The sequence below is a fragment of the Autumnicola tepida genome (assembly GCF_031846485.1).
GTDB lineage: Bacteria > Bacteroidota > Bacteroidia > Flavobacteriales > Flavobacteriaceae > Autumnicola > Autumnicola tepida.
Genome location: NZ_JAVRHQ010000011.1, coordinates 56,977 through 78,729, shown reverse-complemented (window position 1 = coordinate 78,729; position 21,753 = coordinate 56,977). Strand labels below are relative to the sequence as shown.

Below are 21,753 nucleotides of genomic sequence, written 5' to 3'. Positions count from 1 at the left end.
ATATTCTTAAAGTTCTTTTAAAAGAATGGTATTCTAAAATGATTTTCGGAAATTTAAGAAAATTCAACTTGGCAGCAACAGAACCAACCAAAAATATGAGTAAAACAATCATTATATCTAATCGATTACCCTTACAAATAAACATAGAAAACGATAATTTGGAGGTTACTCCCAGTGTTGGAGGATTGGCCACTGGCCTTAAATCCTTTCACAAAGAAGGTGACAGTATTTGGATTGGATGGAGCGGAATGCCGGAGGAAGAAATTCCCGAGCACCTTATAGAGGATGTAAAAATTAAAGCCAGGGAAGAAGATTGCGTGGCCGTAAATTTAACGAATGATGAAATTGATGGTTTTTACTATGGCTTTAGTAACAGGACCGTCTGGCCTCTTTTCCACTACTTTATGGAATATACCGAGTCTGACGACTGGTATTGGGAAACTTATAAACGCGTAAACCAGAAATATGCCGAAGAAGTTTTAAAACATTATGAAGAAGGAGATCATATTTGGGTACACGATTATCAGCTCCTTTTAGTGCCTAATATGATTCGCGAGCATGCTCCGGAGGCTATAATTGGCTTTTTTAACCACATCCCTTTCCCTTCTTATGAAGTGTTCCGAACTTTACCCTGGCGGGAAGAAGTTTTAGAGGGAGTTCTGGGAGCAGATTTAATTGGCTTCCATACCTATGATTATGAAAGGCATTTTTTAAGCTCGGTGAGCAGGATTTTAAGGCACCAGGTAGATTTTAATGAAATTACCCTGCCGGACAGGATTGTAAAAGTTGATTCCTTCCCAATGGGAATTGACTATGATAAATTCGAAAAAGCGGCGCTTAATCATTTCGAAAATACCGCGGAAGATAAATCTGAATTACAAAGAAGGCTGGACCACCATCTTAAAGCCACACCAGATGCGAAACTTATATTAAGCCTGGACAGGCTGGACTATACCAAAGGAATTGCCAACAGGCTCAGGGCTTTTGAATTCTTCCTGGACAAATACCCGGAATTTATTGAAAAAGTGCGCCTGGTAATGCTCGCCGTTCCTTCACGTTCTAACGTGCCACAATATCAGCGGCTAAAAAGGGAAATTGATGAGCTGGTGGGAAGGATTAACGGGAAATTTTCTACGGTTAGCTGGACCCCTATCTGGTATTTCTATCGCTCTATGCCCTTTGAAAACCTTATCGACCTATATACCTCCTGTGATATTGCGCTTCTTACGCCAATCCGGGACGGGATGAATCTTGTAGCTAAAGAATATGTGGCTACCAGGACCGACCATACGGGAGTATTGATATTAAGTGAAATGGCCGGGGCTGCCCATGAAATGAATGAAGCAATCCTTATAAATCCCAATAATTTTGACCAAATGGCCAAAGCCTTAAAACAGGCTTTTGAGATGCCCAGGGAAGAGCAGATTGAACGCAACAAAATGCTTCAGAAAAGGCTGAAGCGCTACAGCGTGGAAAAATGGGCCCAGGACTTTATGAAAGCGCTTCGAAACACCGAAGACAACCGGCAGGCTTTTGAAGCTTCAAGAATATCTCCTGCTGTTCTAAACGACTTGAAAGAGAGCTATCAAAAAGCAAAAAGCAGGATTCTTTTCTTAGACTACGATGGTACTTTGGTAAATTTTACTGATAAACCGGAAAATGCCAGCCCAGACGAAGAGTTGAAAGTGCTCATTTCAGAATTAATAAATCAGGAAAACACAGAAGTGGTTTTGATTAGTGGCAGGGATAAGGATACCCTTGGAAACTGGTGGCAGGAAACCCCGGTGGAACTTATATCTGAACATGGAACCTGGGTAAGAAAGATAAATGGGGAATGGCAGCTTTCAGAAAATGTAAAGAATGACTGGATGGAAGCTGTGAGGCCTGTTATCGAAAATTTCGTAGACAGGACACCCGGTACTTTTATAGAAGAGAAAAATTATTCCCTTGCCTGGCATTTCAGAAAGGCCGATCCACAACTGGGGGAAAGACGCGCCAATGAGCTCTCCAATGTCTTGAAAGAACTTATTTCCAATCGCGGGTTAAGTGTACTGGAAGGCAACAAAGTACTGGAAATAAAAAGCAGTGGGGTCAACAAAGGTAAATCTGCAAGCAAAAAAATAGGAGGAAGGGATTTCGACTTTATTTTCGCTCTTGGGGATGACTGGACAGACGAGTATATGTTTAAAGAATTACCTGAAAAAGCCATTACTGTTAAAGTAGGTATTAAACAGACCAGTGCCAGGTATTATGTTGAAGATACAAAAAAGGTACGTAACCTCTTAAGAGCTTTTGCAGGCAAAGAATAAGATAACGAAATTGTTAAAATTCTTGACACTTATGCCTAAAGTTTATAGCAATGTTAACTAGAGAATTGTGGTAACGACTTTTGATTCCCTTACATTTACAGCTAACCTAATACGAACTAAAATTTAAAATATAACTATTATGAAATCAGGAAAATTGTTGCTTGGACTAATATCAGGTGCAGCTGCAGGAGCGATCGCAGGACTTCTACTTGCTCCTAAGAAAGGTGCAGACACCCGTAAAGCGATCTCTCAAACTTCAGATGATTATATTTCCGGCGCAAAAGGAAAATTCAATAATTTCACCGATTCTTTAAGCCACAAGGTAGATGCTCTTAAAGCTAAATCCAAAGCCAATCTTACCAATTCCAAAGCCAAAGAAAAGGTAAATGAGGCCAAAGCTGAAGTTCATGAAATGAAAGCCAGTTAAAACCTGAAGTAATTTATAAGATTCTAAATCCCGGCCATTCCGGGATTTTTTTATGTCCTTAATTATCCTTTCCATTTGTACCATAGCAGAAAGTTTGCTTAAATTACCATCAAATAAAAATTTACATGAAAATGCTCAAAAAACCCCTCTCTTTACTGAACCTGTTGCTTTTTTTTCTAATGTTTCCCACCTCCGGTTTTGCACAGGAAACCGATCCAAAAATATATGATATTATAGAAAGTGTTTCGGCAGAAAGAATTGAAAACGATATAAGGAAGCTCGCAGGTTTTGGTACAAGAAATACCTTTAGTGATACAATTTCAAATACCCGCGGAATAGGCGCGGCAAGACGCTGGATCAAATCCCAGTTTGACCAGATTTCAGCAGAATGTGATAACTGCCTGAATGTGTTTTATCAGAAAAACCTCGTAACACCCGAAGATGGGCGGAGGGTGCCGCATGAGGCACTTGTGGTAAATGTAGTGGCTGTACAAAAAGGTACTAAATACCCTAACCGGTATATTATTATGAGCGGGGATATTGATTCCAGGAATTCGGACACTATGGACTATGAAGGCGATGCTCCCGGGGCTAATGATAACGCGAGCGGAATGGCCGGCGCTATGGAAGCTGCAAGGGTATTGTCCCAATATGAATTTGAGAACAGCATTGTTTATGTTGGTCTCTCAGGCGAAGAACAGGGCCTTTTTGGTGGTAAAGGCCTGGCAGAATATGCCAAAGAAAATAATTGGGATATTATTGGAGTACTTAATAATGACATGATTGGTAATATTGAAGGCGTAGACGGCGTGATTAGCAATCGTGATTTCAGGATTTTTTCTGAACCTGTACCTCCTACCGAAACTGAACAGGAAAGAAGGATGCGCAGATATTATGGTGGTGAAGTAGACGGTATTTCCCGGCAACTTGCCCGATATATCCATAAAACTACTGAAACTTATATGCCTGAGATGAATCCCATTATGATTTACAGGCTGGACCGGTTTGGCCGTGGAGGGCACCATCGTTCTTTTAACGACCTGGGTTTTGCCGGGGTAAGGATAATGGAAGCCCATGAAAATTACAACCGCCAGCACCAGGACTTAAGAACAGAAAACGGAATAAAATATGGAGATGTGGTGGAAGGCGTGAACTTTAACTATGCGAAAAAATTAACCGCCGTAAATGCAATTAATATGGCCAGCCTAGCCTGGGCGCCTCCAGCTCCTCAAAATGTCGAAATAGGGGGAATTGTAGAGCCTTCTGCAAAGCTACGCTGGGAAAAAGTGAATGAGGATATTGCAGGTTATAAAATCTACTGGAGAGATACCACTTCCCCCACGTGGGACCACTCCCGTTTTGTAGGGGATGTAAATGAATTTACTTTGGAGGGAATTGTGATAGACAATTACTTCTTTGGAGTGGCAGCAGTTGGAAAAGACGGCCATGAAAGCCTTGTTGTTTTCCCATCTGGTACCTTCTAGAAAATATTAAATGTGCCGCTGTGCATATTTTTTCACCAGTTTAAGCCGGAAAATTTTTCCGGCTTTTTTTATGCTTTTCATTTTCAATATATTCTTAAGCCTTAATTAACAATACTTTATGTAAAGCTTAATTATAATTAGAATTTCATGTTGTTACCTTAGAAATGAGGTTAAAAAAATAAAGATGACAAATATTATTAGCACACACAGGAAAAAATTCCTCTGTCTCCCATCGGAAATATTAGGATTAATCCTGTTGGTGTTTTTATGGCAGGATGTAAGGTTTAAGCCTTCAAATAAAAGAGTCAGGGAAGAGGTCACACTTTCGAGGAACTTCAGAGACCTGCATAAAAAATCCAATTTATCGTATTTAAAATCTTTACCGGTGCAATTTTATTATGAGAATGAAGCCCTGGTTTAAATTCAGAAATTAACTACAGAAACAACCATTTTAAATATCCAATAATCATGAGTACAACAGAAAAAAAGCATAAGCATTTATACCATTTTAGCGAATTGTCAGATTACAAAATTTCCAAACATGATCCCGATGTCCGTGGATGGTCGGTAAAAGACAGGGACAACAGGGTAATTGGAAAAGTTGATAATCTTCTGGTTAACAAAGACCTGGAAAGGGTGGTATACCTGGATGTAGAGGTAGATTCTACCATTATTGAAGCTAATCATGATCCTTACGGAACTCCTGCAAATGAGAATGTGCATGAGTTTATAAACAAAGAAGGTGAAAACCATGTTATTATTCCAATAGGAATGGTGGGCTTCAATAAAGATCAGAAGTATGTGTATACTGATACTATAGACTATCAGACATTTGCAGAAACAAAAAGATACCGTTCCGGCACAAATATAGAGCGGCATTATGAAGACAATGTATTAAAATCCTACAAACGTGATTCAGGCTATATTGATGACAACAGGAAGAGGGTGCATAGCAACAGAGATACAGAAGATCTGGTGGACGACGGAAAGCACCGTGGAACCTCCTTAAATTCTTTGTCTGATGAAGAAATAAGGCGCCGGGAAATTGAAGAAAGAGAGCACCCACGCCATCGTGGTACGGAAGATCGCCCAGGTACAGGTGCCATAAATTCTACCAGGCACGCCGATACTGCTTATGACAGGGAATTCCAAAGTGAAACGGAGAAGGAACATCCCCGTTTTGAAAATGTAAATGAACAGGCCAGGAAGAAAAAGGAATCGGGATCTGACCAGCGCGGTAACACATCTTACGACAGGGATTTCAACAGTAAGCAATCTTCAGAACGCCCTCAGGACGAATATATAGATGACAGGTCTTTCAGCAAGGAAAAAGGCGATTACGAAAGAAAGAAAAAGAGCAGTTATGCTGCCGATCGGGAAGAAGCTGAAAGAGAGCGAAAATATGATGAAGACGATCCTTTTTATGACCGGGAAGAATTCCGGAACAGGGAATACAGGGGACGCAGAGATCTTTAAGGACCACCTACTGTTTTGTTGTGGTACGCAGGGGCTGACATTTTGGTTAGCCCTTTTTAATTTACAAAAGGAAAATGGCCCCCATTTATTCGTTTTAAATAAGCCTTAGGAAGTTGAAACAAAAAAATTTCCCTCGGAATTCAATAAAAACCAGGTCTTTAAATATGATGGGGAGATATTTTCAAGCACAGCATCTGCTGCAAATTTTAATCCACAAGGGACAACTGGATCCTCTTTTGGTCCAGATCTATCCCTGTAACGGTAACTTCCAGCTGCTGGTTAAGCTTGACGACTTCATTTACATCGGAAACAAACTTTTTTGCCAGTTTGGAGATATGTACAAGTCCGCTTTCTTTTATTCCAATATCCACAAAACAGCCAAAATTGGTAATATTGTTTACCAGCCCCGGCAGCTTCATTCCCTCCTTTAAATCTTCAATAGTTTTAACGGAAGGATCAAATTCAAATTCGGTGATTTTGCTGCGGGGATCCAGCCCGGGTTTTTCCAATTCTTTGGCAATATCCTGTAAAGTAGGCAGCCCAACTTCCGCAGAAATATAATCGGCTAAATTTAAATTTTTCACCACTTCCTTGTTTCCAACCAGCTGTTCCAGCGTCAGGTTTTTATCCGCTGCTATTTTTTCTACAACGGAGTAATTTTCAGGATGAACACCAGTGTTGTCCAGGGGATTTTCAGCATTTTTTATCCGCAGAAAACCCGCCGATTGTTCATAGGCTTTGGCTCCCAGCCGGGCCACCTTCAGCAGTTCCGCACGCTTTGTAAATCCGGCAGTTCCACTTCTGTACTCTAAAATATTAGATGCGATACCAGCTCCAATCCCAGATACGTAAGACAGCAGTTCCTTACTGGCGGTATTTACATTTACGCCAATCCGGTTCACGCAGCTCATCACCACAGTATCCAGCTTATTTTTAAGTTTTGCTTGGTCTACTTCATGCTGGTACTGCCCTACTCCAATAGATTTAGGATCAATTTTTACAAGTTCGGCCAAAGGATCACTCAGCCGCCGGCCAATGGAAACCGCCCCGCGAACCGTAATATCATAATCTGGAAACTCTTCCCTGGCAAGTTTTGATGCGGAATAAACCGATGCTCCGGCTTCATTCACAATAAAAACCGCTACCTCCCTGTCAAACTTTATCTTTTTAATGAACCTTTCTGTTTCACGGGAAGCCGTTCCGTTTCCTATAGAAATTGCTTCAATTTTATAGGCATTTACCAGCGACTTGATTTTCTTCATCGCCATGGAAAATTCCTTCTGTGGCGGATGCGGATAAATATTTTCGTTGTAGAGCAAACTGCCATTCTCATCCAGGCATACAACTTTGCATCCCGATTTAAAGCCGGGGTCAATAGCAAGAATCCTTTTGCTGCCCAATGGGGGTGCCATTAGCAATTGTTCCAGGTTTGAGGCGAATACGGCAATAGCCTCTTCATCTGCTTTTTCTTTGGCTACATTCAAAAATTCCGTGCTAAAGAATGGCTTTAGTAATCTCTTATAGGCATCTTCTATCGCTTCGGAAAGTATTGCAGGCGATTTTGAAGAATTCCCTTTAATAATTATATGCGCAATAATTTTATGAGCCTCTTCCTGTTCTACTTCAATTTTGATTCTCACAAACTTTTCTGCCTGTGCACGATGTAGCGCCAGGAACCGGTGAGAGGGAATCCGCCTTAAATTTTCAGACCAGTTAAAATATTGCTTATATTTTTGAGCTTCAGGCTTTTTTTCTTCCGCTTTAATAACTTTGGAAGAAATTACTGCCGTTCTGCCATAAAGTTGTCTTAAACGAGAACGCACAAGATTATTTTCATTGATCCATTCCGCGATAATATTTTTAGCGCCTTCAAGGGCTTCAGCAACAGTATTCACGCTGCCTTTCACGAAACGCCGGGCCATTACCTCAGCCTCAGCATTGTTCTGCGCCATTATCATTTTCGCCAGGGGTTCCAATCCAAGTTCCCTGGCTGCATCTGCCTTTGTTTTCCTTTTTTTCTTAAATGGCAGGTAAAGATCCTCCAGTTGTATAAGTGCTGAGGCATCTTCTATTTTCTTTCGTAAGGCATCGGGTAGAGCACCCTGTTCTTCAATAGATTTAAGGATACTGGCTTTTCTTTTTTCAAGCTCTTTCCAGGTATTGGCAAAGTCAGCGATTTTTTCAATTTCAACTTCGGAAAGATTTCCGGTGGCTTCTTTTCTATAACGGGCAATAAATGGAATAGTGGCATCCTGTTCCAAAAGGTCCAGGGTGTTTTTCAGGCCCTTCTGATTGATTTCAGTTTGAGAGGCAACAAATTTTAATAGTTCCAAGAGAGAAGTTTTGAAAATTAGAAAGTCACAAATATATCTGAAACAAATAGATTTACCGGAAACACTTCCGCAGAAAGGCTTAGGAAATATAAGTTTTAGATAATCTCCACTTCCCGCGAATGTTCGATAGCTTTTTCGCTGTTTTTAAAATAACAGGTGGCAACTCCCATATCTTCTATATTTTTTAGCACTTCCTGTACTTCCTTTTTTTGGGAATTCCTGGTTTGCCTAATATAAATTGCCCCAATGCTCAAGGGATAGGTTTTACAAATCCTTTCGTACAGGTAGGGATCCTTTTGGGAATCGTCCCCCAGCAACACATATTGCAATTTGGGATAAAAAGCAATTATATCCTTTATTTTATCATATTTGTGATTATGGCTGCCCCTCCCGCTGGAAAGAAAATCCCGGATACCGGTCTTGATTTTCTTCAGTTTGATAACTGCTTTGGGAAGATTATGAATGCGTGCGAACTCTTCAATAAATTCATATAAATTCCACTCACTGCTGGAAACATAAAAGAAGGAATTTGAAGCTTCTTCACTGTCCTGGCCTGCAATGCTTAGCGCCCGGTAATGGTTTACCACATCATTAAAAATCTTACGCTTGTTCACGTTCTTAGAAAGCATCACGTAAAGTTTTTTAAAGAAACTGTTGCTGTGGGAGATTAGAAAAGTATCATCAATATCTGAAATAATGGCGAATTTACTTTTATAAGGTTTAAGCAACTCGCCTTTTTCAATGATGCCAAACTCATTTAGTTCGCAAATCACTTCATATTTATGCCAGCCACTCTCCAATTCTTCAGTAAAAGGAATGGAAAACCGAAAATAGCCATCTTCCTGGGTCTTTGTGGTAACATCTATATTTTTGAACTTCAGTCGTATTTTCACGTTAGGCAGCGGCTTTATCCTGAACATATGGATAATTGAAAACGCATGCCTGATTCCCTTGCGGTCTAAACGGTATTTATCTGGTGCCCAGGATTTAAAGAGATGACCAAAAACAATTAGCTCCTGGTCATTAACATATCCGCGGTACAATTTTAAATCTAGTTTCAAAAGCTTTAATTTTTCTCTAACTAACAATCATTTACAAAATACTTAATTTTAGCCATATTGGTAAATCTATGGGAGACATTAAAGAAATTTTATTAATTGTAAATCCTATTTCAGGAGACATTGATAAACAAAACATGGTAGATGAATTAAAAGTGATACTGCAGGATTCAGGCGCAGAATTGTTTATCTATCATACAAAAGGCGAAAAAGATCTCCAAAATATCAGAAAAATAGTTGAGGAAAGAGAACCCTGGAGGATTATCGCTGCAGGCGGGGACGGTACTATTAAAATGGTGGCAGAAGCTACCAAAAAGTATGATATTCCTATAGGAATAATCCCCAGTGGCTCGGCAAATGCCATGGCCTTAAATCTCAATATCCCGGAAACTCTTGAAGAACAAATAGAAGTTGCTTTAGGCAATAATTTTCTGGACATCGACCTTATCTTCCTGAACGATGAAATTGGCCTGCACATGAGTGACTTGGGAATCAATGCCGAATTGATCAGGAATTATGAAGAATCTTCTTTCCGCGGAAAATTTGGATACCTTCTACAAACAATACCTACACTTATACAAAGCAAATATCCTTACACTTTTACGATAGAAACGGAAGGTAAAAAGATTACCGAAGAAGGCATTTTGCTCGCCTTTGCAAACGCCAAAAAATATGGCACGGGAGCCAATGTAAATCCCTCCGGAGCATTGGACGACGGTATTATGGAAATCCTTATTTTCAGGGATTTTGATTTTGTTGAAATGCTAAAAACCCTCCGCAATGAAACCAACCTCAGCCAGGATTTTGTGAAGGTTATCCCGGTAAAAAATGCTGTGGTAAGTTGTCCCAAACCCGTGGCCTTTCAGATTGATGGGGAATATCGTGGAGAAGCCACAAAGGTTTCCGTAAACATCCTCCCGGAAAAGGCGAAAATCGCGGTTCCTGAATAGGCAAAACTGAAATTTTCAAACGTTTTCGCCGGAAAAAACTGCCGGATTTCGTCCTTAATAAATTTTAAGCTTCTACTTTCCAAAGCCTTATACGCCTTCATCCCCAGTATTTGCAGGCATTCACATTCCATTTTTATTAATTTATAGCGGTTATAAATATAATATTAACAACCATAAGGGGTGTTTTTCATACATATCTTATTGCTGAGTACTATTTTTTATTAATTTTATTACAGGTTCCAGACCTTATTAACAACTAAAACTAACTTTATGAAAAAAAAATTACTTAGGCTGGTTTTTTTCCTGATTGCTGCTATGAGTGTGGGTTTTGTTCAGGCTCAGCAAACGGTCTCTGGAAAAGTTACCGATGGCTCAATGCCTGTTCCCGGGGTGAATATTCTGGTACAGGGAACTTCTAATGGTACCACCACCGATTTTGACGGGAACTATACCCTGGAAAATGTTCCCGATGATGCAGTTCTTGTATTTAGTTTTGTGGGTTTTGCACAGCAGCAGGTATCTGTTAATGGCCGTGAAACCATTAATGTGACCATGCAGGAAGATGCTGCCGCCCTTAGTGAAGTAGTGGTAATAGGTTATGGCTCTACCACAAGAAGAGATGCCACCGGCGCTGTTGCAACGGTATCTGCCGAAGAATTTAACCGCGGGCTGGTTGCTTCTCCGGAACAGTTAATACAGGGGAGAACAGCCGGGTTACAGGTAACCAATTCTAGTGGCGAACCGGGTGGTGGAGTGAATATAAGGATACGGGGAACAACTTCTGTACGCGGGGGCAACAATCCTCTCTTTGTTGTTGATGGTGTACCACTGTCTGGCGACGATGTTTCTGCCGGCGGTACAAACGCGGGCTTTGGTGACAGCTCTCCCAAAAACCCTCTTAACTTTCTTAACCCACAAGATATTGAAAGCATAAGTGTACTAAAAGATGCTTCGGCCACTGCTATTTACGGTTCGAGGGGTGCAAACGGGGTGGTAATAATCACCACAAAATCAGGCCGCGGTGCCGAGTCCAGGATACAGTACAGCACCAACCTGGGAATTGCAACCCCTGCCAATGAATATGATCTTTTAAACCGTGAAGAGTGGCTGGAAGCTTATGCTGAAACAGGACAGGATGTAGACGCGGTAGATTACGGGGCAGATACCAACTGGCAGGACGAGATTATGCGTACAGCCTTTACTCAGGAACATAACCTGTCGTATTCAGATTCCTATACCAATGGCAGCCACAGGGTCTCCGTGGGATATTCAGACCTTATGGGGATTATTGAAAATTCTTCAATGGAAAGGCTTGCCGGAAGGTTAAATATTAATCATAGATTTCTTGATGATAAACTGAACTTGAATTTACAGGCCACTTTGTCCCGAGTGAATGACGAAAGGGCTCCTATTTCGAATAATGCAGGTTTTGCCGGGGATTTGCTCGGCGCCGCCTACCGGATTAATCCCACCACACCTGCAGATCCCGATTTTTATGAAGGCCGTATTAATCCCAATGGGCTATTGAAATACACTCAGGATGAAACAGAGACCGACAGGTTTCTAATAAATTTTTCAACAGAATATAACATTACTGAAGGTTTGTCTGCAAAAGTGAACCTGGGCTATGACAAATCTGAATCTTATCGCGGCTTCGCTATATCTGGGGATATCCAGGGCATCCAGAGTGCCGTACCGGGCAATGGAAGGTCACAGATTAATGAGATCGAGAGAACCAACAGTTTGCTTGAAGCTACCTTGAACTATGAGAAAATGTTCGATAACTCCAAAATAGATGCTTTAATTGGCTATTCTTATCAGGAATTCGACAGGGAAGGAATAAATGTTAGCGGCTGGGGATTTCCTGATATGGCTATGAATGCAATGGTAGATGATCTTCAGGATGCACGTGATGTAATTGAAGGTAGCATCCAGGGATCTTATCAGCAATACGGTTACGATACCAACGGGTTCTTTATAAACCGGCTTTTTCCGGAAGTAGCTACAGATACTCCTTCTTCTCCTTCAGGAATTAATGTAAACGCCGTTTCCGGAGATACTTTCCATACCATTGATGAGCTACAATCCTTTTTTGGCAGGGTAAATTATACGCTCGCTGAGAAATATATTTTAACTGCAACATTAAGGGCAGACGGCTCAACAAGATTTGGGGGCAATAACAAGTATGGGTATTTCCCTTCAGGAGCTTTTGCGTGGCAAATGGCCGACGAAGATTTTATTCCTGAAGCCATTTCTACTTTAAAAATCAGGTTGGGATATGGAATTACCGGGAACCAGGAGATTCCTTACAACCTTTACACCCCGAGGGACAGGTTTGGGGACATAGGTATAAGCGATGCGGGCCTGGTAAATATTCCGGGAACCGGGCAGGTGACCTTCAGGAACGAAGATCTTAAATGGGAAACCACCTCTCAAACCAATATTGGGATAGATTATGGCTTTATGGCAGACCGCCTGAACGGCTCGCTGGATTTTTACTATAAGAAGACCACAGACCTCCTGTTCCAGACATTTTCAGCTCAACCTGCTGCACAGGATTTCGTGTGGGAAAACCTGGATGCTAACGTGATCAATAAGGGAGTGGAATTCAGTATTAATTATAGTATTATTCAGCAGGAAGAATTTTACTGGAACCTTGGGCTTAACTTTTCCTATAACGACAATATGGTTGAAGATTTTCAGGGGGGAATTCAAACCGGAGGAATTAATGGCCAGGGCCTAACCAATGCCTACGCCCAGCTTCTTGCAGAAGGACAGCCTCTTTTCTCTTATTACCTGAGGGAATTTGGTGGCTTTGATGAGAACGGACAAACTATCTATCCTAATGGGGATGTGCAGGAGTTTGTTGGAAAAAGTGCCTTGCCTACAACCAACCTGGGAATTTCAACCCGCGTAGAATATGGGAACTGGGATCTCTCTGCTTTCCTTAACGGGCAATTCGGCTTCTGGGTTTACAACAACACCGAAAATGCATTTTTCACTGCCGGGGCCTTAAATTCTGGTTCTAACGTTATCCAGGATGTAGTGGGGAATGGTGAAGGCTACGGGAATGCGCCAGATGTTTCTACCCGATTCCTGGAAAAAGGTGATTTTCTGAGGTTGCAAAATGCCACTTTAGGGTATAACTTTTCTGTGGCAGACGATAGTTTTCTCAATTCGTTAAGGATTAGCCTAACAGGGCAAAACCTGTTCCTTATTACCAGCTACAGTGGCCTTGATCCTGAAGTAGATACCGATAAAGCTCTGAACAATATTCCTACGGCAGGAATTGAGTACACCTCTTATCCCAGGGCAACAACGGTAACTTTAGGAGTAAACGTATCATTTTAAAAAAACAGCATGAAAAATAAATTTATAAAAACCGCTTTTTTATTGGGCGCAGTGTTGAATTTTACCGCCTGTACAGACCTGGAACTGGAAGAAACAGATTCTATTTTTCGTGAAGATTCAGGTGGCGGATTTTCAGGTGTAAGCGATGTGCCCTCGGCTTTGGCCAATAATTATAACGCCATAAGGGATCAGCTAAACACGCAGGAAAACCTTTATGCCCTGCAGGAAGTAACAACCGATGAAATGCTGGTACCCACCCGCGGTACCGACTGGGGGGATAATGGCCTTTGGCGGTCCCTGCACCAGCACACCTGGGACCCAAACCACCAGTTCCTCCTAAATTCCTGGAACAATAACAACCGGAATGTTTTTAATTTATCTGAAATTATCGCGCCCGAAAGCAATGCAAATCCACAGCAAATCGCCGAGGCTAAATTCCTTCGCGCGTTTAGCATGTTTTGGGTAATGGACCTTTTTGGGCAGGTTCCTTTTAGAGGAGTAGATGAAGGGGCAGATGTAGACCCTGGGGTGATGACCAGAAGCGAAGCTTTCGATTTTATTATGACCGACCTTACCGATGCCTTGCCAGATTTAAGAAGTGCCGGCCCAGGCGCCGAAGCTAACTTTGCTACTAAAGCTGCAGCACATTACCTACTGGCCAAGCTTTATTTAAACAAACACATTTACCTGAGTAACGCCCAGACAGCACCAGAAGATATGAATATGGTTATAGAGCATGTTGATGAGATTGCTGCACTTGGGTTTGGATTGCAAAGTGGTTTTTTTGAACTCTTCAAACCGGCGGTAGATAGCGAAACCATATGGTACACCAACACAGGAGTAGGATCCCGCATCTGGAACGGCCTGCACTATAACCAGGGGGTTCCGGGACAGGAGGCAGGTGGCTGGAACGGCTTTGCCACCCTTGCAGAATTCTACGATCTTTTTGAAGGGCCAGAGGATTCCAACCATCCTGATGTTGGCCAGGAAGAAAGACGTGGCTTTGTGCCAGTGGAAGGTACCCGTGTTGGTGAAGGAGATGGCTATTTTGCCGGAGGAAAAGACGACGATGGAGATGGATTTGTTGACGGTTCTTATATTGGCCTTGGTTTCCTATTTGGCCAGCAATACAACCTGGACGGCTCTATGACGGAAACCCGAAGTGGTGCGCCGCTTTTTTATACAAAAGAGCTTCCGGGCCTGGTAGGAAATCCTGAAAATAGTGGTATAAGGGTGCTTAAATACCATCCCTCCAATGGGGCTTACGCAGAACATATGATCTTGTTCAGGTATGCAGATGCCCATCTAATGAAAGCCGAGGCCATTATGAGGGGAGGATCATCGAGCGAAACCGCACTGGAACTTGTAAATGAACTTAGGGAACTTAGAATGGCTTCACCGCTTACCAACCTTGCAGAGCAGGATATGCTGGATGAAAGAGGTAGAGAACTTTACAATGAGATGTGGAGAAGGCAGGATCTCATCAGGTTTGGCCAGTTTACTGAGGAGTGGGCATATAAACCGGAGTCGGGCGAATTCCGTACCTTATTCCCCATTCCCACAACAGCGCTAACCTCTAATCCTAATTTAACCCAAAACGAAGGTTACTAACATTAATCAATCTGTATCCAGAGGCTTAAAAGGTAATTTTCACTATCTTTTAAGCCTCTTTTGTCATTGATTGTTTGAAAATTTTTTTCCCGATTGCCAACCCCAATATTCCAAAAACAGGATGTTCAAAAATTTCAAAAATCAGTACCTGGCGCTTTCAGTCCTACTTTTAATAACTTGCCTCTCCTGTTCAGATGAAGAAAAAATAGTTGAAGCTAACAAGAAAGAAGAAGTAAAAAAGGATGTTCTATTTACCAGGATGAGTCCAGATTCCACAGGAATTGATTTTACCAATACCGTAAAAAATGAAAAAGAATTCAACATCTTCAGGTACCGCAATTTTTATAACGGTGCCGGAGTAGGAATAGGAGATTTGAATAATGACGGCCTTCCGGATGTTTACCTCACCTCAAACATGGGAGAAAATAAGCTTTATTTAAATGAAGGAGATTTCAAATTTAAAGACATCACGGCCTCTTCAGGAACAGGCGGCAAGAAAGCATGGTCCACAGGAGTTAGCCTCGTAGATATTAATAACGACGGCTATCTGGACATTTATGTTTGTAACGCGGGAAACATTGAAGGTAGCGATAGGAAAAATGAGCTTTTCATCAATAATGGCAACCTCACCTTTACCGAATCTGCCGCTGCATATAACCTGGACGAAAATGGCTTTACCACGCATGCTGCTTTTTTTGATTACGACCAGGACGGAGACCTGGATGTTTATATATTGAATAATAGTTTTATTCCTGTATCCAGCCTGGGCTATAACAACAAAAGGAACCTTAGGAGTGAAGACTGGGATTTACCCGAAGTTTTTAAAGGAGGTGGGGATAAGCTGCTCCAAAACAATAATGGAAAATTCCAGGACGTAAGCGAAAAAACGGGTATTTATGGCAGCCTTATTGGCTTTGGGCTGGGGGTAACAGTGGGAGATGTCAACAACGATTTATTGCCAGATATTTATGTTTCCAACGATTTTTACGAAAGGGATTATTTATACATCAACCAGGGAGACGGCAGCTTTAGCGAAGAAATTAAAAATTGGGTTTCCCACCTTAGCCTCTCCTCCATGGGGGCAGATATGGCCGATATCAACAACGACGGCTATCCCGAAATTTTTGTTACCGATATGCTTCCCGAAGATGACAAAAGGCTAAAAAATACCAGCGATTTTGAGCGCTATGATATATATAAGCTTAAGGAGGAAAAAGACTTTTTTCATCAGTACATGCAAAATTCCCTTCAGTTGAACAATCAAAATAACAGCTTTTCAGAAATTGCCTTTTTTAGCGGCGTGGCCCAAACTGACTGGAGTTGGGGAGCGTTGATTTTTGATATGGACAACGATGGTTTTAAAGATATTTATGTGAGTAACGGCATCTATAAAGACCTCACCAACCAGGATTTTATGGATTTTTTCGCCAATGATATTCTGCAGGAGATGGTGCTCACCGGCAAAAAGAAAGAATTCGATTCCATTATCAATAAAATGCCCAGCACTCCAATTCCCAATTATGCTTTTAAAAATAATGCCGATTTAAGTTTTAGTAACGCTACTGAAAACTGGGGATTTTCCGAACCAAGTTTTTCCAATGGTTCTGCTTATGGAGATTTAGATAATGACGGGGATGCAGATCTAATTGTGAACAATGTAAATCAGGAACTTTTTGTTTACAGGAATAATTCAGATAAAAAGCTGGAGCATTCCTATTTAAAACTTAAGCTGAAGGGTAGTGAAAAAAACAGGTTTGCGATTGGCAGCAAAGTAAAGGTTTACGCCCGGGATTTGCTGGTAAGCCAGGAATTAATCCCCACGCGCGGGTTTCAATCTTCTATAGATTACGAATTCACCATCGGCCTGGGAAAAACCAAAAAGGTTGATTCTATCCGTGTATTTTGGCCTGATAAAAAGACACAACTTCTTAAGGATATTGAGGTGAATAAGAGGCTCGTTCTTGAATATCAAGATGCTTCGGGAGAATTTAATCCTGAAAAATCAAATCGGAAAATGCTTTTATCTGAAGTCAAAACAAACATTACGCCACACAAAGAAGATAATTACGTGGATTATGATTATGAAGGTTTGGTATCAAAAATGCTTTCCCGAGAAGGCCCTGCAATTGCTGTTGCCGATATTAATGCTGATGGAAACGATGACCTTTACATTGGGGGTGCTAAAAATCAGCCGGGAAAAATTTACCTTCAGGGCAATAATGGAAATTTTAGAGAGGCCGCTAATTCCATATTTGAAGAACATTCCGCATTTGAAGACACCGCTGCTGTTTTTGCCGACATCAATGGCGATGGCAAACCCGATCTTGTGGTCGCTTCAGGAGGGAATAATGTTTATGCTGATAAAAAGCTTTACCAAACAAGAATTTATATAAATGGCGGGAATGGTCATTTTTCAGCTTCCCCTTCAGAAATAGAAAATATAGGGCATAATTCTGCAGTTATCGCAGCCACAGATTATGATCTGGATGGGGATATCGATCTTTTTATAGGCGGAAGAAGTGTACCAGGAATTTATGGTATCAATGCCAAAAGCCAACTCCTTGAAAACGATGGAAAGGGTAATTTTAAAGATGTAACCGAAGCTCTTGCATACGAATTAAGGGAAATTGGAATGGTGACAGATGCCGAATGGGCAGATATTGATGACGACCAAAAACCAGACCTCATTATCTCCGGAGACTGGATGGCTCCAAAAATTTTTAAAAATACCGGCGATGGCCTTAGGCCTTTTAAAAGCAATCTTGAAAAATACACCGGTGCCTGGAATATTGTAAAAGTGGCCGATCTTAATAATGACAGTATTCCAGACCTGATTTTGGGCAATCGCGGGACAAACAGTTTTTATAATGTTGAAAATGAAGGGCCGGTAAAAATTTACATCAACGATTTTGACAATAATGGTACTATCGAACAAATCTGCACCAGGCCAATTAATGGAAAAGATGTGCCTATTCATCTTCGCCGGGAACTTTCCGGCCAGATTGCATCGCTTAAAAAGCAAAACCTGAAATTTTCAGAATATGCCACAAAATCTATAGATGAATTATTTCCTAAAGAAGTCATCTCAAACTCCATCGTAAAGAACATTTCAACTTTTCAAAGCATGATTGCTATTAATAAAGGTGATGGGAATTTTGAATTAAAGGCTATGCCTGCAAAAGCGCAATTTTCAAGTATCCATGCCATTGAAGTTGCCGATGTAAATAAGGATGGAATTCCCGATATTTTTCTCGCGGGGAATGACTATGATCTAAAACCCCAGTTTTCGCGCCTGGATGCTAATTACGGCCTAGTGCTCACCGGGGATGATAATGGGAATTACGCGGTAATGGACGCATATAAAACTGGTTTTTTCACCCGCGGCCAGGTAAGAAATATGGAAAAATTCCGCAATAGAAACGGACAGGAAATGCTTATTCTGGGGATTAACAATAGTGCACCAAAAATTTTTAAGTTAGAAAAATGAGAAAATTCAGCATCTTATTTTTACTGATTTTGGGCTGTTTCAGTTGTTCCGAAGAAATTCCAGAAGAAAAGCAACAAAAACTTTTCACAACCTTGGGTCCTGAAGCTACAAACTTGAATTTCACCAACCAGTTAACCGAAACCGATGCCCTGAACATTCTGGATTATCTCTATTTCTATAATGGTGGCGGCGTAGCCATTGGAGATATTAACAATGATGATCTCCCGGATATTTACCTTACCGGAAACCAGGTTAAAAACAAACTTTTTCTCAACAAGGGAAGTATGAAGTTTGAAGATATCACAGAAAATGCCGGAGTTGGCGGCAATTCTGACTGGAATACAGGAGTGGTTATGGCAGATGTGAATGGCGACGGATTATTGGACATTTACGTTTGTGCCGTGGTTGGCGTAAATGGCTTACGTGGAAAAAATGAATTATATATTAATAACGGCAACACTACTTTTATTGAAATGGCCGAAGATTACGGCCTGGATTTCAAAAACTACTCCTCCTCTGCCGCTTTTTTTGATTATGATAATGATGGAGATCTGGACATGTTTTTGCTCAATCATGCCGTACATACTATAAATACTTACGGCCCTGCCGATATTCGTAATAAGCGCACGGAAGAAAGCGGAGATAAATTGCTGAAAAATGAAAACGGAAAATTTACAGATGTAAGCGAAGAAGCCGGGATTTACGGGGGAGCAAATGGATACGGCCTTGGCCTTGCTACTGCAGATTTTAATAATGACGGTTTTACAGATATTTATGTGAGTAACGATTTTCACGAAGATGATTATTATTACATCAACAATGGAGACGGTACGTTTACGGAAGACTTAAAGGGAAAATTTGGCCACGTGAGCCGGTTTTCTATGGGAAATGACGTTGCCGATGTAAACCGGGATGGTTTTTTGGATATTCTTACCCTGGATATGCTTCCTGAAGATGAAAAGGTTTTAAAAGCTTCAGTTGGGGATGATCCTGTCGATTTGGATAGGATGAAAGTTAACAGGCTTAATTACCACAATCAATATAGCCGAAATATGCTGCAACTTAATCAGGCTGGGGAATATTTTCAGGAGATTGGATTGTTCAGCGGACTCGCGGCCACAGACTGGAGCTGGTCGCCACTTTTTGGGGATTATGATCAGGATGGCATCCAGGACGTATTTATTACCACCGGAATTCCTAAACGGCCAAACGATCTGGATTATATTAAATATGTGTCCAGCGAACAAATTCAGAAGAAGATAAATGCCACCAATCTGGTAGATCAAAAAGCTCTCGATAAAATGCCTTCCGGCGCGGTGCCAAATTACATTTTCAAGGGAGCGCCAGATTTGCATTTTGAAAGATATGAAAACTGGATTTCTACAGACTCTATTATTTCCACCGGGGCAGCATATGGAGATTTGGACAATGACGGAGATTTGGATATTGTCACCAACAACATTAATGAGCCGGTCTCAGTTTATGAAAATAAAACGGACAGTCTTGCAAATTTTCTAAAATTAAAACTTAGGTTTCACGCGCCAAACATCTATGGAATTGGTACAAAGGTAATTTCTTATAATAATGGCAAGCAGCAGGTAAAACAATTATTCACTTCACGTGGATTCCAATCTTCTTCAGAACCAATACTGCATTTTGGTTACGGCGAAAATAGAAAAATCGATTCCCTCCTAATCATTTGGCCAGATAACACTTTTCAAATAATAAAAGATGTAGCAACTAACCAGGCACTTGAAATATTTGCATCAGAAAATCGTGATACCATAAATTATCAAAAGTTGTTTCCCAGGAAAAAAAAGTGGTTTGAAAAGATAGATTCCCTGCCCGGTTTGGATTATGTTCATGAAGAGAACCCATATACCGATTTTGACCGGCAGAAACTTATTCCTTATCAAATTTCAGATCGTGGTCCGGCAGTGGCCGTAAAAGATTTTAACCAGGATGGGAAAGAAGATATATTCTTCGGAAGTTCTAAATTTCAACCTGCCCGGGTTTATCTTCAGAAGAATGCTTCCTATGAAGCAACTGTATTTCCAACAATCGCTAAAGATTCCATTACTGAAGATGTTTCTGCTGCCGTTGCCGATTTTAACGGGGATGGGCTCCAGGATTTATTTGTGGCCTCTTCAGGAGGGGAATTTAGCGGGAAAAATGAAGCTCTCCTGGATAGGCTATACATTTCTACAGGCAAAGATTTTAATAAACAGGAACTTCCCCCCTATTTTGAAAACAGTTCTGTAGTTGCCGTTGCAGATTATGATGGGGATGGCGATAACGATGTATTTGTAGGAGGACATGCTGTTTCCAGCGATTTTGGTAAGATCCCGAATTCATATATTCTTAAAAATGAAGATGGAAATTTTTCTATTGTTCATAATAAGGAACTTCAAAATATAGGAATGGTGACCGATGCCATTTGGGATGATTTTGATAACGATGGCCGGGAAGATTTAATTCTTGTTGGCGAATGGATGTCTCCCAAATTTTTCAGGAATGAAGACGGGCGGTTGAAAGACAGGACAGCACGATTTATTTCTGAAAAGCTAAACGGATTATGGCAGCGCATTATTCCATTCGACATTAACAACGATGGTAAAATGGATTACCTCCTGGGAAACTGGGGCTTGAACACCAAATTAAATGCTTCAGCCGATTTCCCGCTGAAGTTATATTACAATGATTTTGATAACAATGGCAGTACCGAAACAATTTTATCTTATTCCAAAAATGGCAAATATTACACCTTGAATGGTCTGGACGAGCTGGTAGGACAGCTATCTTTTCTTCGGAAGAAATTTCCCGCATACAAGGATTTTGCAGGTAAAACCGTTGACGAAATTTTTGACCGGAAAGAACTGGAAAAGGCAGAATTATTAACAGTTAACACTCTGGCTTCCGGATATTTGCTAAATCAGCAGGGAAAGTTTAAATTTGAAAAATTTGAGGCTCCTCTGCAGGTTGCGCCGTTGATGTGCTTCCTGAAAGCAGATTTCAACAGAGATGGAAAAGAAGAAATTTTTGCAGCCGGAAATTACTTCGGAATTACGCCTTACCACGGCAGGTTTGATGGCTTGGCCGGCAATATCATAACTTCAACCGGGCATACTATTGAAGCTAAAGATCTGGGTGTAGACCTTACGCAAAAATCGGTTAGAAGCCTTGATGTAATTAACTTTAACGGCAAAGATTATTTAATGGTGACTGTGAACAATGATAAACCCTTGCTCTACACAATTAGTGAATAAC

The 21,753-nt window shown here is 41.0% G+C and carries 12 protein-coding genes; 10 read left to right on the top strand and 2 right to left on the bottom strand.

Going from position 1 to position 21,753, the window contains the following annotated elements; all coding sequences use genetic code 11:
• Positions 1–95: 95 nt before the first annotated feature.
• From RM553_RS10500 to RM553_RS10480, 5 genes are all read left to right on the top strand, one after another.
• Positions 96–2,309, top strand: a complete 2,214-nt coding sequence (locus RM553_RS10500) for a bifunctional alpha,alpha-trehalose-phosphate synthase (UDP-forming)/trehalose-phosphatase (RefSeq protein ID WP_311534878.1) — start codon at positions 96–98, stop codon at positions 2,307–2,309.
• Positions 2,310–2,448: 139 nt separating this feature from the next.
• Positions 2,449–2,736, top strand: coding sequence for a YtxH domain-containing protein (locus RM553_RS10495; RefSeq protein ID WP_311534877.1), 288 nt, complete (start codon positions 2,449–2,451; stop codon positions 2,734–2,736).
• Between the two features lie 125 nt (positions 2,737–2,861).
• Positions 2,862–4,220 (top strand): M28 family metallopeptidase, encoded by a 1,359-nt coding sequence (locus tag RM553_RS10490; protein ID WP_311534876.1) that lies wholly within the window; start codon positions 2,862–2,864, stop codon positions 4,218–4,220.
• Between the two features lie 184 nt (positions 4,221–4,404).
• A complete protein-coding gene (locus tag RM553_RS10485) occupies positions 4,405–4,641 on the top strand; it encodes a hypothetical protein (RefSeq protein ID WP_311534875.1) in 237 nt (78 codons plus the stop codon).
• Between the two features lie 47 nt (positions 4,642–4,688).
• Entirely contained in the window at positions 4,689–5,696 is a 1,008-nt protein-coding gene (locus tag RM553_RS10480; protein ID WP_311534874.1) for a YlmC/YmxH family sporulation protein, read from the top strand.
• Positions 5,697–5,902: 206 nt separating this feature from the next.
• On the opposite strand, the gene RM553_RS10475 is transcribed toward RM553_RS10480, so the two are convergent.
• Together RM553_RS10475 and RM553_RS10470 are read right to left on the bottom strand one after the other, a co-directional pair.
• Positions 5,903–8,029 (bottom strand): Tex family protein, encoded by a 2,127-nt coding sequence (locus RM553_RS10475; RefSeq protein WP_311534873.1) that lies wholly within the window; start codon positions 8,027–8,029, stop codon positions 5,903–5,905.
• A gap of 95 nt (positions 8,030–8,124) precedes the next feature.
• Positions 8,125–9,090, bottom strand: a complete 966-nt coding sequence (locus RM553_RS10470; protein WP_311534872.1) for an App1 family protein phosphatidate phosphatase — start codon at positions 9,088–9,090, stop codon at positions 8,125–8,127.
• Between the two features lie 68 nt (positions 9,091–9,158).
• Here RM553_RS10470 and RM553_RS10465 point away from each other — a divergent pair, with 68 nt between their 5' ends.
• The 5 genes from RM553_RS10465 (at position 9,159) to RM553_RS10445 (ending at position 21,752) form a co-directional block, all read left to right on the top strand.
• Positions 9,159–10,037 carry a diacylglycerol/lipid kinase family protein gene (locus RM553_RS10465; protein ID WP_311534871.1) on the top strand — a complete coding sequence of 293 codons (879 nt, stop codon included), beginning with the start codon at positions 9,159–9,161 and terminating at the stop codon, positions 10,035–10,037.
• Positions 10,038–10,307: 270 nt separating this feature from the next.
• Positions 10,308–13,388 carry a SusC/RagA family TonB-linked outer membrane protein gene (locus RM553_RS10460; protein ID WP_311534870.1) on the top strand — a complete coding sequence of 1,027 codons (3,081 nt, stop codon included), beginning with the start codon at positions 10,308–10,310 and terminating at the stop codon, positions 13,386–13,388.
• A gap of 9 nt (positions 13,389–13,397) precedes the next feature.
• Complete coding sequence (locus tag RM553_RS10455; protein ID WP_311534869.1) at positions 13,398–14,999, top strand: RagB/SusD family nutrient uptake outer membrane protein; 1,602 nt, start codon at positions 13,398–13,400, stop codon at positions 14,997–14,999.
• 121 nt (positions 15,000–15,120) lie between these two features.
• On the top strand, positions 15,121–18,486 hold the full coding sequence (locus RM553_RS10450; protein ID WP_311534868.1) for a VCBS repeat-containing protein: 3,366 nt from the start codon (positions 15,121–15,123) through the stop codon (positions 18,484–18,486).
• The gene (locus tag RM553_RS10445) at positions 18,483–21,752 is read left to right on the top strand and encodes a VCBS repeat-containing protein (RefSeq protein WP_311534867.1); all 3,270 of its coding nucleotides are present in this window, start codon (positions 18,483–18,485) and stop codon (positions 21,750–21,752) included. Before RM553_RS10450 ends, RM553_RS10445 begins: the two co-directional genes overlap by 4 nt.
• Position 21,753 lies beyond the last annotated feature (1 nt).

Bases quoted from the DNA above. Each gene is read 5' to 3' on its own strand.
- RM553_RS10500 (WP_311534878.1), top strand. From the start codon at position 96: ATGAGTAAAACAATCATTATATCTAATCGATTACCCTTACAAATAAAC.
- RM553_RS10495 (WP_311534877.1), top strand. From the start codon at position 2,449: ATGAAATCAGGAAAATTGTTGCTTGGACTAATATCAGGTGCAGCTGCA.
- RM553_RS10490 (WP_311534876.1), top strand. From the start codon at position 2,862: ATGAAAATGCTCAAAAAACCCCTCTCTTTACTGAACCTGTTGCTTTTT.
- RM553_RS10485 (WP_311534875.1), top strand. From the start codon at position 4,405: ATGACAAATATTATTAGCACACACAGGAAAAAATTCCTCTGTCTCCCA.
- RM553_RS10480 (WP_311534874.1), top strand. From the start codon at position 4,689: ATGAGTACAACAGAAAAAAAGCATAAGCATTTATACCATTTTAGCGAA.
- RM553_RS10465 (WP_311534871.1), top strand. From the start codon at position 9,159: ATGGGAGACATTAAAGAAATTTTATTAATTGTAAATCCTATTTCAGGA.
- RM553_RS10460 (WP_311534870.1), top strand. From the start codon at position 10,308: ATGAAAAAAAAATTACTTAGGCTGGTTTTTTTCCTGATTGCTGCTATG.
- RM553_RS10455 (WP_311534869.1), top strand. From the start codon at position 13,398: ATGAAAAATAAATTTATAAAAACCGCTTTTTTATTGGGCGCAGTGTTG.
- RM553_RS10450 (WP_311534868.1), top strand. From the start codon at position 15,121: ATGTTCAAAAATTTCAAAAATCAGTACCTGGCGCTTTCAGTCCTACTT.
- RM553_RS10445 (WP_311534867.1), top strand. From the start codon at position 18,483: ATGAGAAAATTCAGCATCTTATTTTTACTGATTTTGGGCTGTTTCAGT.